Source organism: Streptomyces sp. SAT1 (assembly GCF_001654495.1).
GTDB lineage: Bacteria > Actinomycetota > Actinomycetes > Streptomycetales > Streptomycetaceae > Streptomyces > Streptomyces andamanensis.
The window spans coordinates 6,042,957-6,059,483 of sequence record NZ_CP015849.1 but is presented as its reverse complement, the minus strand read 5'-3'; the positions used below and the strand labels follow the sequence as shown (position 1 = coordinate 6,059,483).

The 16,527-nt window shown below is 71.9% G+C and carries 16 protein-coding genes; 8 read left to right on the top strand and 8 right to left on the bottom strand.

What is annotated here, in order from left to right; genetic code table 11:
* Positions 1 to 40 precede the first annotated feature (40 nt).
* The 8 genes from A8713_RS25955 to A8713_RS25920 form a co-directional block, all read right to left on the bottom strand.
* On the bottom strand, positions 41 to 1,384 hold the full coding sequence (locus A8713_RS25955; protein WP_064537718.1) for a nucleobase:cation symporter-2 family protein: 1,344 nt from the start codon (positions 1,382 to 1,384) through the stop codon (positions 41 to 43).
* A gap of 424 nt (positions 1,385 to 1,808) precedes the next feature.
* A complete protein-coding gene (locus tag A8713_RS25950) occupies positions 1,809 to 3,194 on the bottom strand; it encodes an 8-oxoguanine deaminase (protein WP_064535958.1) in 1,386 nt (461 codons plus the stop codon).
* A gap of 69 nt (positions 3,195 to 3,263) precedes the next feature.
* Positions 3,264 to 4,673 (bottom strand): nucleobase:cation symporter-2 family protein, encoded by a 1,410-nt coding sequence (locus A8713_RS25945; RefSeq protein WP_064535957.1) that lies wholly within the window; start codon positions 4,671 to 4,673, stop codon positions 3,264 to 3,266.
* Positions 4,674 to 4,738: 65 nt separating this feature from the next.
* The gene (gene pucL / locus A8713_RS25940) at positions 4,739 to 5,674 is read right to left on the bottom strand and encodes a factor-independent urate hydroxylase (protein WP_064535956.1); all 936 of its coding nucleotides are present in this window, start codon (positions 5,672 to 5,674) and stop codon (positions 4,739 to 4,741) included.
* Positions 5,675 to 5,681: 7 nt separating this feature from the next.
* Entirely contained in the window at positions 5,682 to 6,083 is a 402-nt protein-coding gene (gene uraH, locus A8713_RS25935; protein WP_018571610.1) for a hydroxyisourate hydrolase, read from the bottom strand.
* Positions 6,084 to 6,115: 32 nt separating this feature from the next.
* Positions 6,116 to 6,625 (bottom strand): 2-oxo-4-hydroxy-4-carboxy-5-ureidoimidazoline decarboxylase, encoded by a 510-nt coding sequence (uraD, locus tag A8713_RS25930; RefSeq protein ID WP_018571609.1) that lies wholly within the window; start codon positions 6,623 to 6,625, stop codon positions 6,116 to 6,118.
* A gap of 144 nt (positions 6,626 to 6,769) precedes the next feature.
* Positions 6,770 to 7,132, bottom strand: coding sequence for a helix-turn-helix domain-containing protein (locus tag A8713_RS25925; protein ID WP_064535955.1), 363 nt, complete (start codon positions 7,130 to 7,132; stop codon positions 6,770 to 6,772).
* Positions 7,129 to 7,380 (bottom strand): hypothetical protein, encoded by a 252-nt coding sequence (locus tag A8713_RS25920; protein ID WP_037874618.1) that lies wholly within the window; start codon positions 7,378 to 7,380, stop codon positions 7,129 to 7,131. The genes A8713_RS25925 and A8713_RS25920 overlap by 4 nt, the downstream gene beginning before the upstream one ends.
* 169 nt (positions 7,381 to 7,549) lie before the next feature.
* Between A8713_RS25920 and A8713_RS25915 the strand changes: the two genes are divergently transcribed.
* From A8713_RS25915 to A8713_RS25880, 8 genes are all read left to right on the top strand, one after another.
* Entirely contained in the window at positions 7,550 to 8,389 is an 840-nt protein-coding gene (locus tag A8713_RS25915) for a TIM barrel protein (RefSeq protein ID WP_064535954.1), read from the top strand.
* A 41-nt stretch (positions 8,390 to 8,430) separates the two neighbouring features.
* The gene (locus tag A8713_RS25910; protein ID WP_018571605.1) at positions 8,431 to 9,321 is read left to right on the top strand and encodes a 2-hydroxy-3-oxopropionate reductase; all 891 of its coding nucleotides are present in this window, start codon (positions 8,431 to 8,433) and stop codon (positions 9,319 to 9,321) included.
* Between the two features lie 211 nt (positions 9,322 to 9,532).
* Positions 9,533 to 10,996, top strand: a complete 1,464-nt coding sequence (locus A8713_RS25905; protein WP_064535953.1) for a catalase — start codon at positions 9,533 to 9,535, stop codon at positions 10,994 to 10,996.
* Positions 10,997 to 11,549: 553 nt separating this feature from the next.
* Positions 11,550 to 11,786, top strand: a complete 237-nt coding sequence (locus tag A8713_RS25900) for a hypothetical protein (RefSeq protein WP_064535952.1) — start codon at positions 11,550 to 11,552, stop codon at positions 11,784 to 11,786.
* Positions 11,787 to 12,294: 508 nt separating this feature from the next.
* Complete coding sequence (locus A8713_RS25895; RefSeq protein ID WP_173860906.1) at positions 12,295 to 15,054, top strand: nitrate- and nitrite sensing domain-containing protein; 2,760 nt, start codon at positions 12,295 to 12,297, stop codon at positions 15,052 to 15,054.
* Positions 15,051 to 15,482 carry a roadblock/LC7 domain-containing protein gene (locus A8713_RS25890; RefSeq protein ID WP_018571600.1) on the top strand — a complete coding sequence of 144 codons (432 nt, stop codon included), beginning with the start codon at positions 15,051 to 15,053 and terminating at the stop codon, positions 15,480 to 15,482. The genes A8713_RS25895 and A8713_RS25890 overlap by 4 nt, the downstream gene beginning before the upstream one ends.
* 47 nt (positions 15,483 to 15,529) lie before the next feature.
* Positions 15,530 to 15,886, top strand: a complete 357-nt coding sequence (locus A8713_RS25885; RefSeq protein ID WP_064537717.1) for a DUF742 domain-containing protein — start codon at positions 15,530 to 15,532, stop codon at positions 15,884 to 15,886.
* A gap of 6 nt (positions 15,887 to 15,892) precedes the next feature.
* On the top strand, positions 15,893 to 16,462 hold the full coding sequence (locus tag A8713_RS25880) for a GTP-binding protein (protein WP_064535950.1): 570 nt from the start codon (positions 15,893 to 15,895) through the stop codon (positions 16,460 to 16,462).
* Positions 16,463 to 16,527 lie beyond the last annotated feature (65 nt).

Genomic DNA, 16,527 nt, shown 5'->3' with positions numbered 1-16,527 from the left:
GCGGCACCGGGCGGTGCCGCACCCCCGCGGGCGGGCGCGGTCAGTGCGTGGGGGCCGGCTGGGCGGCCTCCGCGATCTCCGTGCCGCTCTCCATCGGGTGGGTGACGTCCTCCGCGTCCTGGCCCTTGCCGATGTGGTTGAAGAGCAGGTTCAGCGCGACGGCCACGACGCAGCCGGTGGAGATGCCCGAGTCCAGGACGATCCGGGCGGTCTCGGGGAAGGCGTGGTAGAACTCCGGCGCGGTGATCGGGATGATGCCGGCGGCGAGCGAGACGGCGACGATCAGGACGTTGTTGTCCTTGTCCAGGCCCGCCCTGACCAGCGTCTGGATACCGCTGGCGGCCACCGAGCCGAACAGCACCACGCCCGCGCCGCCCAGCACCGGCCGCGGTACGACGGCGATGAGGGAGGCGGCGGCCGGGCACAGGCCCATCAGCACCAGGAAGCCGCCGCCCGCGGCGACCACGTAGCGGCTGCGGATGCGGGTCATCGCGACCAGGCCGATGTTCTGGGCGAAGGCGCTGCACATGAAGCCGTTGAACAGGGGGCTGAGGGCGGAGCCGAGGGTGTCGGCGCGCAGGCCCGCAGCGATGGTCCGCTCGTCCGCGGGGCGTTCGACGATCTCGCCGAGGGCGAGCATGTCGGCGGTGGACTCGGTCATGCAGACCACCATGACGACGCACATCGACAGGATCGCGGCGACCTGGAACTGCGGGGCGCCGAAGTGGAAGGGCGTCGGGAAGCCGACCACGTCGGCGTCGGCGACCGGGCCGAAGTCGGTGGCGCCGAACGGGATGGCGACCAGGGTGCCCAGGACCAGGCCGATCAGGACGGCGATCTGCTTGACGAAGCCGCGGGTGAAGCGGCGCAGCAGCAGGACCAGCAGAAGGGTGATGCCGGCCAGGGTCAGATTGGTGGCCGAGCCGTAGTCGTGCGCGGCCGGGTTGGGGCCCTGGGCCCAGCCGAAGGCGACCGGCAGCAGGGAGACACCGATGAGGGTGATCACGCTGCCGGTGACGACCGGCGGGAAGAAGCGGATGGCCTTGCAGAACAGCGGGGCGCAGAGGAACCCGAGGAGTCCGGCGACGATGACCGCGCCGAAGATGACCGGCAGCGCGTCGGACTTGTCCTTGGTGGAGGCGACGATCGCGGTCATCGGGGCGACACCGGCGAAGGTGACGCCGTTGACGAAGGGCAGCCGGGCGCCGATCTTCCAGATGCCGAGCGTCTGGAGGAAGGTGGCGAGGCCCGCGGTGAACAGGCAGGCGCCGGTGAGGAAGGTGAGGTCACGGGCGCTCAGGCCGATGGCCGCGCCGACGATCAGGGGCGGGGCGACGACCCCCGCGTACATGGCGGCCACGTGCTGGAGGCCGCTGGTCGCCATCTTCAGGGCGGGGAGCTTCTCGTCGACTGGGTGGACGGGTGTCCTGGCTGGCGCGTCCGGCGCGTCGGCGGTCGGTGCGGGCACGGCGGTTCCTCCGGTCGGTTGTCACGTCGGCTCCGACGTGGGTGTCAAGGAGGTGATGCGTGGGCGTGGGGGGCCTCCCGCGCGAGCGGGACCGGGAGCTCACGAGCGGGACCGAGAGCTGGGGAGAGAGCTGGGGAGGGAGCTGGGGAGGGAGCGGCCGGCGGACGGGCCGCTCCGGGTGACGGTGACCGGCCCGGGGCGCGCGTGTGCACGCGCGCCCCGGGGGCGGCCGCCGCAGACCCCGCTCGGGTCCGCGGCCACCGGCCGGGAGCCGTCCCTCCTGGCCGGAGTTCTTCGTCCGGCGGGGCCGCTTCGTGCTGTGCGGCCGGCCGGGACCGGGTCAGTGCTGTGCGGCGATCCGCGCCAGACGGCGGGCCTCTTCGCGGGTGGCGTGCGCGATGGCGTCCTCGTCGGCGTGGAGCAGGCGGCCGTTCTCGACGATCTGCCGGCCGTTGACGAAGGAGGCGGTGACCGGGGCGGCGGCGCCGAAGACCAGAGCGGTCACCGGGTCCGCGATGGAGGCGTGGGCCAGGGTGTCCAGCTTCCACAGCACGAGGTCGGCGAGCTTGCCGGCCTCCAGGGAGCCGGTCTGCCCGGCCCGGCCCAGGACCTGGGCGCCGCCGTAGGTGCCCAGGCGCAGCGCCTGCCGGGCGTTCAGGGCCGCCTCGCGGTGCGCGCCGAGACGGTTGATCAGCAGGGCGTTGCGCAGTTCGGTGTGGAGTTCACCGGACTCGTTGGAGGCGGTGCCGTCGACGCCGAGGCCGACCGGGACGCCCGCGGCGAGCATGTCCGGGACCCGGGCGATGCCGGCCGCGAGGCGGGCGTTGGAGGACGGGCAGTGCGCCACACCGGTCTTCGTGCGGCCGAAGGCGGCGATGTCGGAGTCGGTCATGTGGACGCAGTGCGCCATCCACACGTCCTCGCCGAGCCAGCCCGTCGACTCGAAGTAGTCGGTGGGGCCCATGCCGAACAGCTCGTGGCAGAACTTCTCCTCCTCCACGGTCTCCGAGCCGTGGGTGTGCAGGCGCACCCCGAGCCGCCGGGCGAGTTCGGCGCCCTGGCGCATCAGTTCGGTGGAGACGGAGAAGGGCGAGCAGGGGGCGACGGCCACCTGGGTCATGGCGTCGAAGGAGGCGTCATGGTGCTTCTTGACGGTCTCCTCGGTGGCGGCGAGGGCGCCCTCCAGCGTCTCCACGGCGAAGTCGGGCGGCAGCCCGCCGTCCTTCTCGCTGCGGTCCATCGAGCCGCGGGCCAGCGTGAACCGGACGCCCATCTCGGAGGCGGCCCGGATGATCGCGCCGGACAGGTCGCCGGAGCCCCGCGGGAAGACGTAGTGGTGGTCCATGGCGGTGGTCACTCCGCCGCGGGCCATCATGGCGAGCGACCCCTGCGCCGCCGCGTACACCATCTCCTCGTCGATGCGGGCCCAGGTGGGGTAGAGCGCGACGAGCCAGTTGAACAGGTTGTGGTCGGTGGCCAGGCCCCGGGTGATCCACTGGTAGAAGTGGTGGTGGGTGTTGACCAGGCCGGGGGTGACGAGGTGGCCGCCGGCGTCGATGCGCCGTGTCACGTCCGCCAGGCCGGCGGGGGCCGGTCCGGCGCCGACGGACTCGATCCTGTTCCCGGCGATGACGAGGTGTCCGGAGGCGTACTCGGTGTCGTTCGCGTCGACGGTCGCGATGGCGGCGTTCTCGATGACGATGCGCTGGGCTGCCGATGGTGCCATGGCGCTTTCCTTGTCTTTCGGTGGCGGCCCGTGGACGGGGATGGCCCACGGGGAGGGCACGGCAGGACCCTAGGAGGATTTGAGTGCCGGGGCCGTGCGGCTCCGGGTGCCGAGATGGTGGAAGAAGAGGTTGAGCAGGACGGCGACGAGTGCGCCGGCGCTGATCCCGGAGCCCAGGACGGTCTGCGCCCAGGCCGGGAACTCGGCGTAGAAGGTGGGCGCGGCCAGTGGGATGATGCCGGCGCCCAGGGCGACGGCGACCAGGATGATGTTGGAGCTGTCGTCGAGTCCGGCCTCGGAGAGCGTACGGATGCCGCTGACCGCGATGGAGCCGAACAGGACGATGCCCGCGCCGCCCAGCACCGGCATGGGCACCAGGGAGACCACCGCGCCGAGCACGGGGAAGGCGCCGAGGACGAGCAGGGCGGCACCGGCGGTGGCGACGACGTAGCGGCTGCGCACCCGCGTCAGCGAGACGACGCCGACGTTCTGGGCGAAGGCCGAGGTGGGGAAGCCGCCGAAGACGGGGCCGAGCAGGGTGGCGATGCCGTCGGTGCGCAGTCCGCGGGTGATGGTGCGGGCGTCGGCGCGGCGGTCGCAGATCTCGCCGAGGGCGAGCATCCCGGCGCTGGACTCGGTCATCAGCACCAGCATCACGATGCACAGGGAGAGGATCGCGGCGGGCTCGAAGACGGGGGCGCCGAAGGCGAAGGGGGTGGGCAGCGCGGCGACGGGTGCGGAGCGGATGCCGCTGAAGTCGGCCATCCCGAAGGGCATGGCGGCCAGCGTGCCGATCAACAGGCCGAAGAGCAGAGCGACTTGCTTGACGAAGCCGCGGCCGAAGCGCTGGATCAGCAGGATGACGACCAGCGTGAAGGCGGCCAGCGCGAGGTTCCTCATGGAGCCGAAGTCGGCGGCGGTCTTGTCGCCGCCCTGGGCCCAGCCGACCGGCACGGGCATCAGGGTGACCCCGATGAGGGTGATCACCACACCGGTGACCAGCGGCGGGAAGTAGCGCAGCAGGCGCCCGAAGAACGGCCCGACGGCCAGGCAGAAGACGCCGGCGACCATCACCGCGCCGTAGATGGCCGGGAGTTGGCGGCCCGGTGAGTTGGTCTCGGCGATCGCGAGGATGGGGGCGATGCCCGCGGAGGAGGCGGCGTTGACGAAGGGCAGGCGGTTGCCGACCACACCCTTGACGCCGATGGTCTGGAGAACGGTGGCCACACCGGCGATGAGCAGGGAGGCGGCGATCAGCCGGGTGCGGGCCGCGATGTCGAGCCCGCAGGCCTGGCCGATGATGAGCGGAGGAGTGACAACGCCCGCGTACATCGCGGCGATGTGCTGGAGCGCGGCGGGGACGAGCCGCGAGGGGTGGAGCTTCTCGTCCACCGGGTGCACGGACGTGACGGCGTCCTCGGTGTGCACCGGCGGGGTGGAACAGGAGCCTTTCGCCGGCTCCGTTGCAGGCTGTGCCATGGTGTTCCCTCCGGTGTGGCGTGCCGCCGGCCCGGTGGGGCCGGGCCGGCGGCACGCGTCCCGCGTCAGAGGTTGGTCATGTCGACCGGGATGAGTTGCTCGGCTCCGTCGCGCAGGATGGTGGCCTCGATCAGGCCGTAGGGGCGGTCGGCGGCGTAGTAGACGGCGCCGTCCTTGGCCTCGTTGTCGATCCCGAACGGCGAGAGGTCCGAACGGAAGTGGTGCTTGTTGGGCATCGAGAAGCGGATCTCGTCGACCTCGTCACGGGAGTTCAGCACCCGTACGCCCATCTCGAACAGGGTCTGCTGGAGGGAGTACGAGTAGGTCTCGGCGAACGCCTGGAGGGCGTGCTTGCGCACTCCGCCGTAGGAGCGGTCCCAGTCGGGGGCGTGCGAGTCGACGCCGTCCCAGTTGTGCCGCCACCAGGTGGCGACGGTGGTGGCGAGGATGCGGTCGTGGTCCTCGGGCAGGGTGGTGTACTTGTCCTTCAGGAAGCCGAAGAACTCGGAGTTGGTCGAGTTCAGGACGGTGAGGTCCTTGAACCCGGAGAGCACCTGGATGCCGTGGCCGTCGTAGGTGATCTGCGCGACGCGGGTCTCCTGGCCCTTGCGGACGAAGGAGTGGGCGATCTCGTCGGCGCCGACGAAGCGGGCGCCGCCCTTGGAGGTCTCGATCCGCTCCCAGGAGTACTCCTCGATGCGGATGCGGGCCCGGTGGATGGGCTCGTTGTGGTCCACGAAGTGGCGGGCGAGCTTGACGCCGAGGTCCTCGGCGCTCTGGATCCCGTGCTCCTTGGCGAAGGCGAACACCGTGTTCTTGGTGGTGTCGGTCGGCAGGACGTTCGCATTGGAACCGCTGCGGTGGACCTCCTCCATGTCGCCGGAGAGGGCGACGGAGACGTTCAGGTCCTTGATGTGGTGCGTGTCGCCGTCCCGCGTGATCTTGACGACGCGGTTCTCTGCCTTGCCGTACTGGTTCTGTCCCAGGACGAAACGGGTCATGTGTCGGTCAGCTCCCTCGGTAAACGGAGTAGCCGAACGGGTTGAGCAGCAGCGGAACGTGGTAGTGCTCCCCGGGCACCACCGCGAAGGCGATGGTCACCTCGGGGAAGAACACCGGCCGGCCGTTCTCGCTGTCCCGGAGCGCGGGGGCGTCCTGCTGGGCCGCGGCTTGTTTCTTGGCGAAGTACGTCTCGGTGTCGAAGCCGAGCCGCACGTGTGTGGTCCCCTCCGGCAGGGCCGGCAGGTCCTTGCACCGCCCGTCCGCGTCGGTCGCGGAGCCGCCGAGCGTCTGCCAGTCCGCGTCCCGGCCCGAGCGGGCGGAGAGCTGGACGGCGACGCCCCCGGCGGGGCGGCCGACGCTGGTGTCCAGGATGTGGGTGGACACGGAGGCGGTGGTCTCGGTGCTCATGGTTTCCTCTTCGGGCGTCTTCGAGCAGGTGCTCAGGCGTCTTCGAGCAGGCGCGCGAGCCGGATGCGGTTGATCTTCCCCAGCTCGGTGCGGACGATCTCCCGTTCCTGCTCCGGCGCGTTGCCGATCCGCTCCTTCACCGCGTCCCGCATCTGCTCACCGGTCCGGCCGGTGGCGCAGATGAGGAACACATGGCCGAACTTCTCCTGGTAGGCCAGGTTCAGTTCGAGCATCTCCTCCTTGAGGGCCTCGGAGGCGCCGGCCATACCGCTCTGTTCGCGGGCCGAGGTCGGGTCGCCGGGCTTGGGGCGGCCGATCGGCGGGTGGCCGGACATGGCCTGTGCGAGGTCCGCCGCCGTCAGCTCGGCCATGGCGGCGTCACTGGCGGTGTACAGGTCCTCGGCACTGGCGTGGGGGCGGGCGGCGAGCAGCCGCTCGGCCCATGCCGTGGAGGCGCACGCCTCCAGGAGCGCGGCGCGGGCCGCGGCATCCGGGAGAGTGTTGAAGCGGGCGAGGCCCGACGGCGTGGAAGTCGTAGTCACGGGAGCCTCCGTGGCCGCGAACGGCCTGTGTGCTGAACGGGCTGCGGATAGCTAACGCTCTCCGAAACACTGCGTCAACAGTTTGTTGAAAATTCCGCGCAAAGCCCGGAGAGGCCCCGCTGCACTCCTCCCGGTCGGGGCGGCTCAGCCCTCCTTGTCCCGGTTGAGGTAGTTGTAGACGGTGAAGCGGCTGACCCCGAGCGCGCTCGCCACGGTCTCCACCCCGTGCCGCACGGAGAAGGCGCCGCGCGCCTCCAGAACCCGTACGATCTCCTGCTTGGACCTGCGGTCCAGGTCGGCGAGCGGCACACCCTCGCGGCGCTCCATGGCGGCCAGGATGTGGTCGAGGGAGTCGGCCAGCTGGGGCAGGCGCACACCGACGGCGTCCACCCCCTCCCAGGCGAGCACGACGTCGTCGGGTCCGGCCTGCTCCGGCGGGAGCAGCTCGCCGCCGATCGCGTCGATCAGCGGTTTCACGGCCGCGATGAACGGCTCCTGACCGGTCACCTATCGCCCTCCCCGATCACGTTGACCTGGAGCGAGATCCGGGTGGCGCCCGCCGCGAGGCTCCTGCGCAGCAGGGTGTCCACGGCGCTCAGCACGGCGTCGGCGCCGCCTTCCGCGGTGTTGCCGAAGGGGCCGACGTCCACGGCGTCCAGCGCGGCGCCCTCCACGACCTCGCGGGCCACCACCGCGTGCGCGGGGGCCTGGTCCAGGTCGAAGGGTTCGGTCGTGAACTCCACTCTCAATCGCACGCGCTCAACCTAACGCGCAAGGCCGGTTTCCGGGCGGGTCCGGGCGATCCGGGGACCGTCCGCCGCCGGCGCCCTCTTGACAAGCCGCGACACCCGACGGCAGTCTTCCATTAAGCAGAAACGAACTTCCGTCATACGGAATAACGACACGGAAGGGAGCGCGGCCCCGATGGGATTCGCAGACCAGCGCTTCAACGTCAACCTGTCGATCCTCTTCACGGAACTCCCGCTCCTGGAGCGCCCCGCGGCCGCCGCCGCGGCCGGCTTCACCGCGGTCGAGCTGTGGTGGCCCTGGATCGACACCCCCACCCCCGAGCAGTCCGAGCTGGACGCCCTCAGGAAGGCGATCGAGGACGCGGGCGTCCGGCTCACCGGCCTGAACTTCTACGCCGGCAGGCTCCCCGGCCCCGACCGCGGCGCCCTGTCGATCCCCGGCGAGGAGTCGGAGCGGTTCCGCGCCAACATCGACGTGGCCGTGGAACTCGCCCGCTCGCTGGGCTGCACGGCGCTCAACGCGCTGTACGGCAACCGGGTCGAGGGCGTGGACCCGGCCGAGCAGGACGCGCTCGCCCTGGAGAACCTGGTCCTGGCGGCCCGCGCCGCCGACCGGATCGGCGCGACCGTCCTGATCGAGGCCCTGAACAAGCCCGAGTCGCCGCTGTGCCCGCTGGTGAGCGCGCCCGCCGCCGTCGAGGTCGTGGACCGGGTGAACGCCGCGACCGGCCTGGGCAACGCCCGCTTCCTGATGGACCTGTACCACCTGTCGATGAACGGCGAGGACCTGCCCGCGGTGATCGACCGGTACGCCGCGAGGACCGGGCATGTGCAGATCGCCGACAACCCCGGGCGCGGCGCCCCCGGCACCGGCTCGCTGCCCCTGGAGGACCTGCTCGACCGGCTCGCCAAGGCCGGTTACGACGGGTGGGTCGGCCTGGAGTACAAGCCCGGCGACCGGCCGAGCGCCGAGACCTTCGACTGGCTGCCCGCCGGCGCCCGCGCGGCCCGCTGACCCTCCAAGACACCAGAGCTTTTCAGAGAGGCACCCCCGTCATGAGCACTCTTCCCAAGGTTTCCTGGATCGGCCTCGGCATCATGGGCTCCCCCATGTCCGAGAACCTGATCAAGGCGGGCTACCAGGTCACCGGCTTCACCCTGGAGCAGGAGAAGCTGGACCGGCTGACCGCCGCCGGCGGCACCGCGGCCGGTTCGATCGCCGAGGCGGTCGCGGACGCCGACGTGATCATCACGATGGTGCCCGCCTCCCCGCAGGTCGAGGCCATCGCCTACGGCCCGGACGGCATCCTGGAGAACGCGCGCTCCGGCGCGCTCCTGATCGACATGTCCTCGATCACCCCGCAGACCTCGATCGACCTGGCGAAGGCCGCGCAGGACAAGGGCATCCGCGTGCTGGACGCCCCCGTCTCCGGCGGTGAGGCGGGCGCGATCGAGGCGGTGCTGTCCATCATGGTCGGCGGCGGTCAGGCCGACTTCGACGAGGCCAAGCCGCTCTTCGACGCCCTGGGCCGGACCATCGTGCTGTGCGGTCCGCACGGCTCGGGCCAGACCGTGAAGGCGGCCAACCAGCTGATCGTCGCGGTGAACATCCAGGCGTGCGCCGAGGCCGTGGTCTTCCTGGAGAAGTCCGGCGTGGACCTCGCGGCGGCCCTGGACGTGCTGAACGGCGGGCTGGCCGGCTCCACCGTGCTGACCCGCAAGAAGGACAACTTCCTCGACCGGGACTTCAAGCCGGGCTTCCGCATCGACCTGCACCACAAGGACATGGGCATCGTCACCGACGCCGCCCGCAGCGTCGGCGCGGCCCTGCCGGTCGGCGCCGTGGTCGCCCAGCTGGTCGCGTCGCTGCGCGCCCAGGGCGACGGCGGTCTGGACCACTCGGCCCTGCTGCGGGCCGTGGAGCGCCTGTCCGGCGCCCGGGTCTGACCGGCGCCCCCGCAGGCCGGTCCCACAGCTCCGGGGGACGCCGCCGCCGACACCTGTCCTGTCGCGCCCAGGCGGCGGCGTCCACCCGGTCAGCCTCCGGCAGCAGCCCCGCGCGCGGGAATTCAACAAACTGTTGACGTCCCGAACGCCCAAATCTAGGCTCCACGAAGCGGAAACAAGTTTCCGCTGCCCCTCGCATGGAAGGTCCACGATGTCGCAGCGCGTGCTCACGACCGAGTCCGGCGCCCCGGTCGCCGACAACCAGAACTCCGCCTCCGCCGGCATCGGCGGCCCGCTCCTCCTCCAGGACCAGCACCTTCTGGAGAAGCTGGCGCGCTTCAACCGCGAGCGCATCCCGGAGCGCGTGGTGCACGCCCGCGGCTCGGGCGCCTACGGCCACTTCGAGGTGACCGACGACGTCACCGGGTTCACCCACGCCGCCTTCCTGGACACGATCGGCAAGCGCACCGAGGTGTTCGCGCGCTTCTCCACGGTGGCCGACAGCCTCGGCGGCGCGGACGCGGTGCGCGACCCGCGCGGCTTCGCGCTGAAGTTCTACACCGAGGAGGGCAACTACGACCTCGTCGGCAACAACACCCCGGTGTTCTTCATCAAGGACCCGATCAAGTTCCCCGACTTCATCCACTCGCAGAAGCGCGACCCGTTCACCGGCCGCCAGGAGCCGGACAACGTCTGGGACTTCTGGGCGCACGCCCCCGAGGCCACGCACCAGGTGACCTGGCTGATGGGCGACCGCGGCATCCCGGCGTCGTACCGCCACATGAACGGCTACGGCTCGCACACCTACCAGTGGACGAACGCCGAGGGCGAGGCGTTCTTCGTCAAGTACCACTTCAAGACGGACCAGGGCATCCGCTGCCTGACCGCCGAGCAGGCCCAGGAACTCGCCGGCAAGGACGGCAGCTCCCACCAGACCGACCTGCTCCAGGCCATCGAGCGCGGGGTGCACCCGTCCTGGACGCTGTACGTCCAGCTCATGCCCGCGGCTCAGGCGGACGGCTACCGCTTCAACCCGTTCGACCTGACCAAGGTGTGGCCGCACCGGGACTACCCGCTCCAGCGGGTGGGCCGCCTGGTCCTGGACCGCAACCCCGACAATGTGTTCGCCGAGGTCGAGCAGGCCGCGTTCTCCCCGAACAACTTCGTGCCCGGCATCGGCCCGTCCCCGGACAAGATGCTCCAGGGCCGGCTGTTCGCCTACGCCGACGCGCACCGCTACCGCCTGGGCGTCAACCACACCCAGCTCGCGGTGAACGCCCCCAGGGCCGTGCCCGGCGGCGCCGCCAACTACGGCCGGGACGGTCTGATGGCGGCCAACTCCCAGGGCCGGCACGCCAAGAACTACGAGCCGAACTCCTACGACGGCCCGGTCGAGACCGGCCGGCCGCTCGCCGCGCCGCTGGCCGTCAGCGGCCACACCGGCACCCACGAGGCGCCGGCGCACACCAAGGACGACGACTTCGTGCAGGCGGGCGAGCTGTACCGGCTGATGTCCGAGGCCGAGAAGGAGCGCCTGGTCGCGAACATCGCGGGCGGTCTCTCGCAGGTCTCCCGCCAGGACGTCGTCGAGAAGAACCTCGCACACTTCCACGCCGCCGACCCCGAGTACGGCAAGCGCGTGGAGGAGGCGGTCCGCGCCCAGCGCGAGGACTGACCCACCAGCCGCGTCCGGCTGTCCGACGGGGAGGTCGGGAGCCGGACGCGTACGCCCCGCGCGGGCGCCGGGCGACCCGGATGAGGGGTGGCCGCCCGGCGCCCCGCGGTCAGGGCGAGGACCGCGGCGGAATCCCCGTGGCCCGGCTTCCAGCGAGGCCGGGGACGCACGGGAGATGCGAGCCAGTGCGGTGGTGAAGGCACCGGAACCGTCTTCTCGACCAGAGGGAAGCGCTTCCGGAGCCGTCGCGCCCGCCGCGGTCCCAGCCCCTCCCCCCTCCCCCTCTTTTTCTTTCTCTCTTCTTCCTCTTCTCTCCATGTTCTTCATATTCTTCCGCCCCGCGCCCGCGCGAGGCGGTCCCGACTCCGTCCGGCGGCGCGAATGTCCTGTCGCGCCCAGTCTCGCGCCGCCGGGCGGGTTCCACCGCCGGAGAGCTCACCGGGCCGGGCGGTGCCGGATGCGGACGGTCCCGCATCCGGTGCCGCCCGGCCCGGCGTCGTCCGTCCCGGGGCCCCGGGGTGCGGACCGGCCCGTCCGGCGGGAGCCTGGGGGCATGGCACACCCCACGCAGCATCCGCACATCGTGGTGCACTCCCCCGCGCTGGACGGCTCCCGCCGGGTCACCGAGGACGACGTGACCCTCGGGCTCGCCTCCCACCTGGACGACGTCATCGAGATCCTCCGGCTGGCAGACCTGGACCGCATCGAGGTCGAGGAGAGCGACCTCATCGAGTGGCAGGGCGGCGGCCCCGACGAGTGGCCCGGCATGGAAGAGCACCCGGAGGGCTGACCCGGCGCGCGTACGGCAGGGGACGTAGGCCGACTACGGCATGCTCAAATCAAGCTCTGAACCGGGCCCGGACAGGCTTCGGACACCCCCCGACCGGGGCACTCACTCAGGAGACGGGGCCCGCCGACACGGGGGCGGCGGGCCCCCGACCCCGTTGTCCGGCGCCCGATTTCACGGTGAACGTGTGGACAACGTATGTTGATCGAGCAGGGTGATCTCCGATTCGTCTCCATAGTGTGACTAATATGCACGCGTCGTAGCACGGATCAGAAATGACCGGCCGTCAGGCCGGCCCTCGTCAAGGAGCATCGCCCTGCGCACGCGCGCGTCACGGCGGACGAGCTCGAAGTCCCTCTCCCTGCGGACCGCTCTGCTCATCCTCGCCTTCGTCCCAGGTGTCGCCCTGGCCGCCCTCTGGGCGGTCACCAGCGGCCAGACCTTCTTCGACTTCCAGCGCCAGGCGGCCCAGGGGCGGCTGGCGGAGAAAGCCGGCCAGCCCTCCAACGCCGTGTACTACAACCTCCAGGAGGAACGGCGACTCAGCGCCGAGCGGCTGGCCGGGCAGGCCGGCGCCGCCGAGGCGCTCACCCGGCAACGGCACTCGACCGACGGCGCGGTGGCGACGTTCCTGTCGCTCTCCGACGACTCGGCCGTGGGCGACGCCCCCGCCGAGGTGCGGGACGCCGTCGCCGACGCCCGGCAGGCGATCGGGAAGCTGTCCGCGCAGCGGTCCCTCGTCGACGACGGCGACGCCGACCAGCAGGAGGCGGTGTACCGCTACTACACGGACCTGATCTCCGTGGACCTCAAGCTGTTCACGGCGCTGAGCCATGTCGACAACGGCCGGATCACCACCGCCTCGCAGCCGCTCGTCGACCTCTTCTGGACCAAGGAGATGGTCTCCCGCTCCGACGCGCTGCTGGCCCGCGGCTGGAGCCGGGGCAGGCTGAGCGCCACGGACTACCAGCAGGTGCAACAGGCCGTCCTGGACCAGTCGTTCCTCCAGAACGCGAAGCTCACCCCCTATCTGCCCGCCGACCTGGTGGCGGTCTGGCAGAAGATGACCTCCGGGGCCGCCTGGCAGAGCAAGACCCGCGTCGAGCAGACCCTGCTGCACCCCGCGGCGCCCGACGCGTCGGGGAACGTCCGGCTGCCCGCCGACCGGCAGAAGCCCTGGCGGCTCGCGATGGACGCCCTCAAACCCCAGCTCGAAGGGGTCATCGAGGAGCGCACCGACCAGGTCGTCGCCGAGGGCAAGGACAGCGTGCTCTCCCTGCTGCGCCGCCTGGTGCTGACCTCGCTGATCGGCCTGGCCGCCGTGGTCGCCGTCATCCTCACCACCTGGCGCCTGACCCGCAGCCTGCGGCTGCGCATCCGCCGCCTCCAGGAACAGGCCGAGGCGCTGGAGAAGGCGCTCCCCGAGGTCGTGGAACGGCTGGGCCGGGGCGAGGAGATCGACGTCGAGACCGAGGCACGGGCCATCCGGCCGCAGGCCGAGGACGGCGCGGCCGACGAACTGACCCGGCTCGGGCAGGCGCTCAACCTCGCGCGCACCAGCGCCCTCCAGGCCGCGGTCAACCAGGCGGACCAGCACCGCGGTTTCGAGCGACTGCTCCAGCGCATCGCCCGCCGCACCCAACAGCTCATCGGACAGCAGCTGAAGAAGCTGGACGAGATGGAGCGCAGGCACGAGGACTCCGAGGTGCTGGACGGCCTCTTCGACCTGGACCACCTCACCGCCCGGCTGCGGCGCTACGAGGAGAACCTCGTCATCCTCTCCGGCGGTACGCCGCACCGGCGCTGGCGCAAGCCGGTCGCCCTGCTCGACGTGATGCGCTCGGCCCAGGGCGAGGTGCAGGACTACCAGCGGGTCGTCCTCGATCTCGACGGCAGCCCGTGGCTGGCGGCCCGCGCGGTGGGACCCGTCTCGCACGTGCTGGCGGAACTGATCGAGAACGCCCTCGCCTTCTCCCGTCCGCCGAGCCCCGTCGAGGTGCGGGCGGCGACGGTCAGCCGCGGCCTCGCCATCGAGGTCGAGGACCGCGGCCTGGGCATGGACGAGGAGCAACTGGCCGAGGCCAACGCCCTGATGCTCCGTCCGCCCCGGCTCGACATCCTGGCCCACGCCGAGGACATCCGGCTCGGCCTGCACGTGGTCGCCCGGCTCGCGGCCCAGTACGGCCTCGGTGTGGAGTTCCGTTCCTCCGCCTATGGCGGCACCCGCGTCGTCGTCCTGGTCCCGGGCGAGCTGACCGTCGCCGAACCGGCGCCGCGCGGCCCGGTGGGCGTACCCGCCCCGGAGCCGGTGCCCGCGGCGGCGACGGCGACGGCCGGCCCCCAGGACCCGCTGCCCTCGCGGCGCCAGGGCCAGGCCCTGGCCGCCGTCACCCCGCTCGTCCCGCACACCGCGGCGGCGCCCGCACCGGGTGAGCCGGCCGAACCGGCGTACGCCGCTCCCGTCCGGGACGACGACGCCTACGCCGGTGCCGGTACCGCCCACGGCCGGGACGACGTCTACGCCGGTCCGGGCCGGGAAGCCCCGTACCCCGGCGCGGGGCAGCCTCCCACCGGGCCCTCCGACCTCTTCACCCCGCCGGACGCGCCCTTCCCCGGCGCCACGGACCACGCGCGGCACGAGATCCCGGCCCCGCTCCCGGCTCCGGAGGGCGGCCGGGTCCCGTACGGCCGGGCTGCGCACCTGCCCGCGGCCCCGGACGCCTTCGGCGCCCACCCGCACCCCGGACCGGACGCGGGCGGGTACGGCGACCAGAGCGCGTACGGCAACGCACAGACGTACGGCGATCAGGGTGCGTACGGCGACCAGGGCCGGTACGCCGGCCCGGCTCCGTACCAGCAGGGGGCGAACCCGTACCCCGTGCCGGAGCAGCCGGCGCACACCACGCCGCCCGCACCGGCCGCACCGGCCGAGGAGCCGGGGCACCCGGTGCGGTACGTGACACCGCTGCCCTCCCACACGGGCACCAGCGCGCCGCTGCCGCCGGCCCCCGGTGCCGAGCCGCCGCTGCCGCGCCGCGTCCGGCAGGCCAGCCTGGTCGACGAACTCCGGCTGGACCCCGGCGCCCAGAACGACGCGGCACAGCCGCCGCGCTGGCAGGACGACCCGATGCTCCGGCCCGTACCGCGCCGTGCCGGAGCCACGATCGGCGCCTTCCAGCGCCGCTCGCGCGCGGCGCGGGCGAACGCCGAGCCGCCGGCCCCCGCGCCCGGCACGCCCGGCCACCCCACGAGAGATGAGGACGGATCATGACACGTACCACCGCAACCCACCAGGACCTCGACTGGCTGCTCGACGGCCTGGTCGACTCGGTCGCCGAGACCAGGAACGCGGTCCTGCTCTCCGACGACGGCCTGGTCGTCAGCCACTCGCGGAGCATCGGCCGGTCGGACGCGGAGCGACTGGCCGCCATCTGCACCGGTCAGCAGAGCCTGGCCCGCGGCGTCGGCCAGCTCTTCCGCGGCGGTGCGGTGCACCAGGTGATCGTCGAACTGTCCGACCTGTGGCTGTTCATCATCTCCGCCGGCCAGGGCACGCACCTGGCGGTGGTCGCCTCCCAGGACGTCGACGCCGAGGTGATGTCGCTGGCCATGCACAACCTCGTCCAGCAGGTCGGGCAGAAGCTGGGGACCGCGGTCCGCGGGGAGTTCGACGCCTTCGGGACCGGACCGCGCCCGTGAACACGCACTGGGAGCACGAGGACACGGGGGACGACGCCGAGGAGAGCATGGTGCGCCCCTACACCATCACCCGCGGCCGGACCGCTCCCGAACGCGACGACCTGACCCTGATCACGGTGCTCAGCACGCTGGACGAACCCCTCGACGAGCGGGGCGCCCCGCTGCGTCCGGGCAGGCTCCAGCCGGAGCACCGGCTCATCCTCGCCCGCTGCCGCCGCCCCGTCGCCGTGGCGGAGGTCGCCGCCGGGCTCGATCTGCCCGTGTCGGTGACCAAGATCCTGGTGGGCGACCTGGTCAGCCAGGGCCTGCTGGGCGCCCGCGCGCCGATCTCGGTGGCGTGGGCGGCGGGCGGCGCAGACCGGCGGCTGCTGGCCGCCGTCCGTGACGGACTTCGGAGACTGTAGAACACCATGAGCAACAGACAGGCGGACCCCGCCGCCGTCAAGATCCTTGTCGCCGGCGGGTTCGGCGTCGGCAAGACCACCCTGGTGGGCGCGGTCAGCGAGGTCACTCCGCTGCGCACCGAGGAGTACATGACGCAGGCCAGCGTCGGCGTCGACGACCTCGCGGGCATCCGCGAGAAGGAGACGACGACCGTCGCCCTGGACTTCGGACGCATCACGATCAGCGACGAGGTCGTCGTCTACCTCTTCGGCACCCCGGGCCAGGAACGCTTCTGGTTCATGTGGAACGACCTCGTCAACGGCGCCCTCGGCGGTGTCGTCATCGCGGACACCCGGCGTCTGGAGACCAGCTTCGCCTCGATCGACTTCTTCGAGAGCCGGGGCATTCCGTTCGTGGTCACCATCAACTGCTTCCACGGCCACAACACCCGTACGGCGGTGGAGATCAGGACGGCGCTCGACCTCGATCCGCAGGTCCCGCTGCTGATCGGCGACGTCAGGCAGCGCGAGTTCGCCAAGGAGACGCTGCTCGCCCTGGTCGACCACCTGATGAGCCTGCCGGTCCCGGCCGGCTGAGCCGCCCCTCCCGTTCCTTCTGTTCCCCCTGTTCCCCTCGTCGCTCCCCTCTTCTTCTCTTTCCC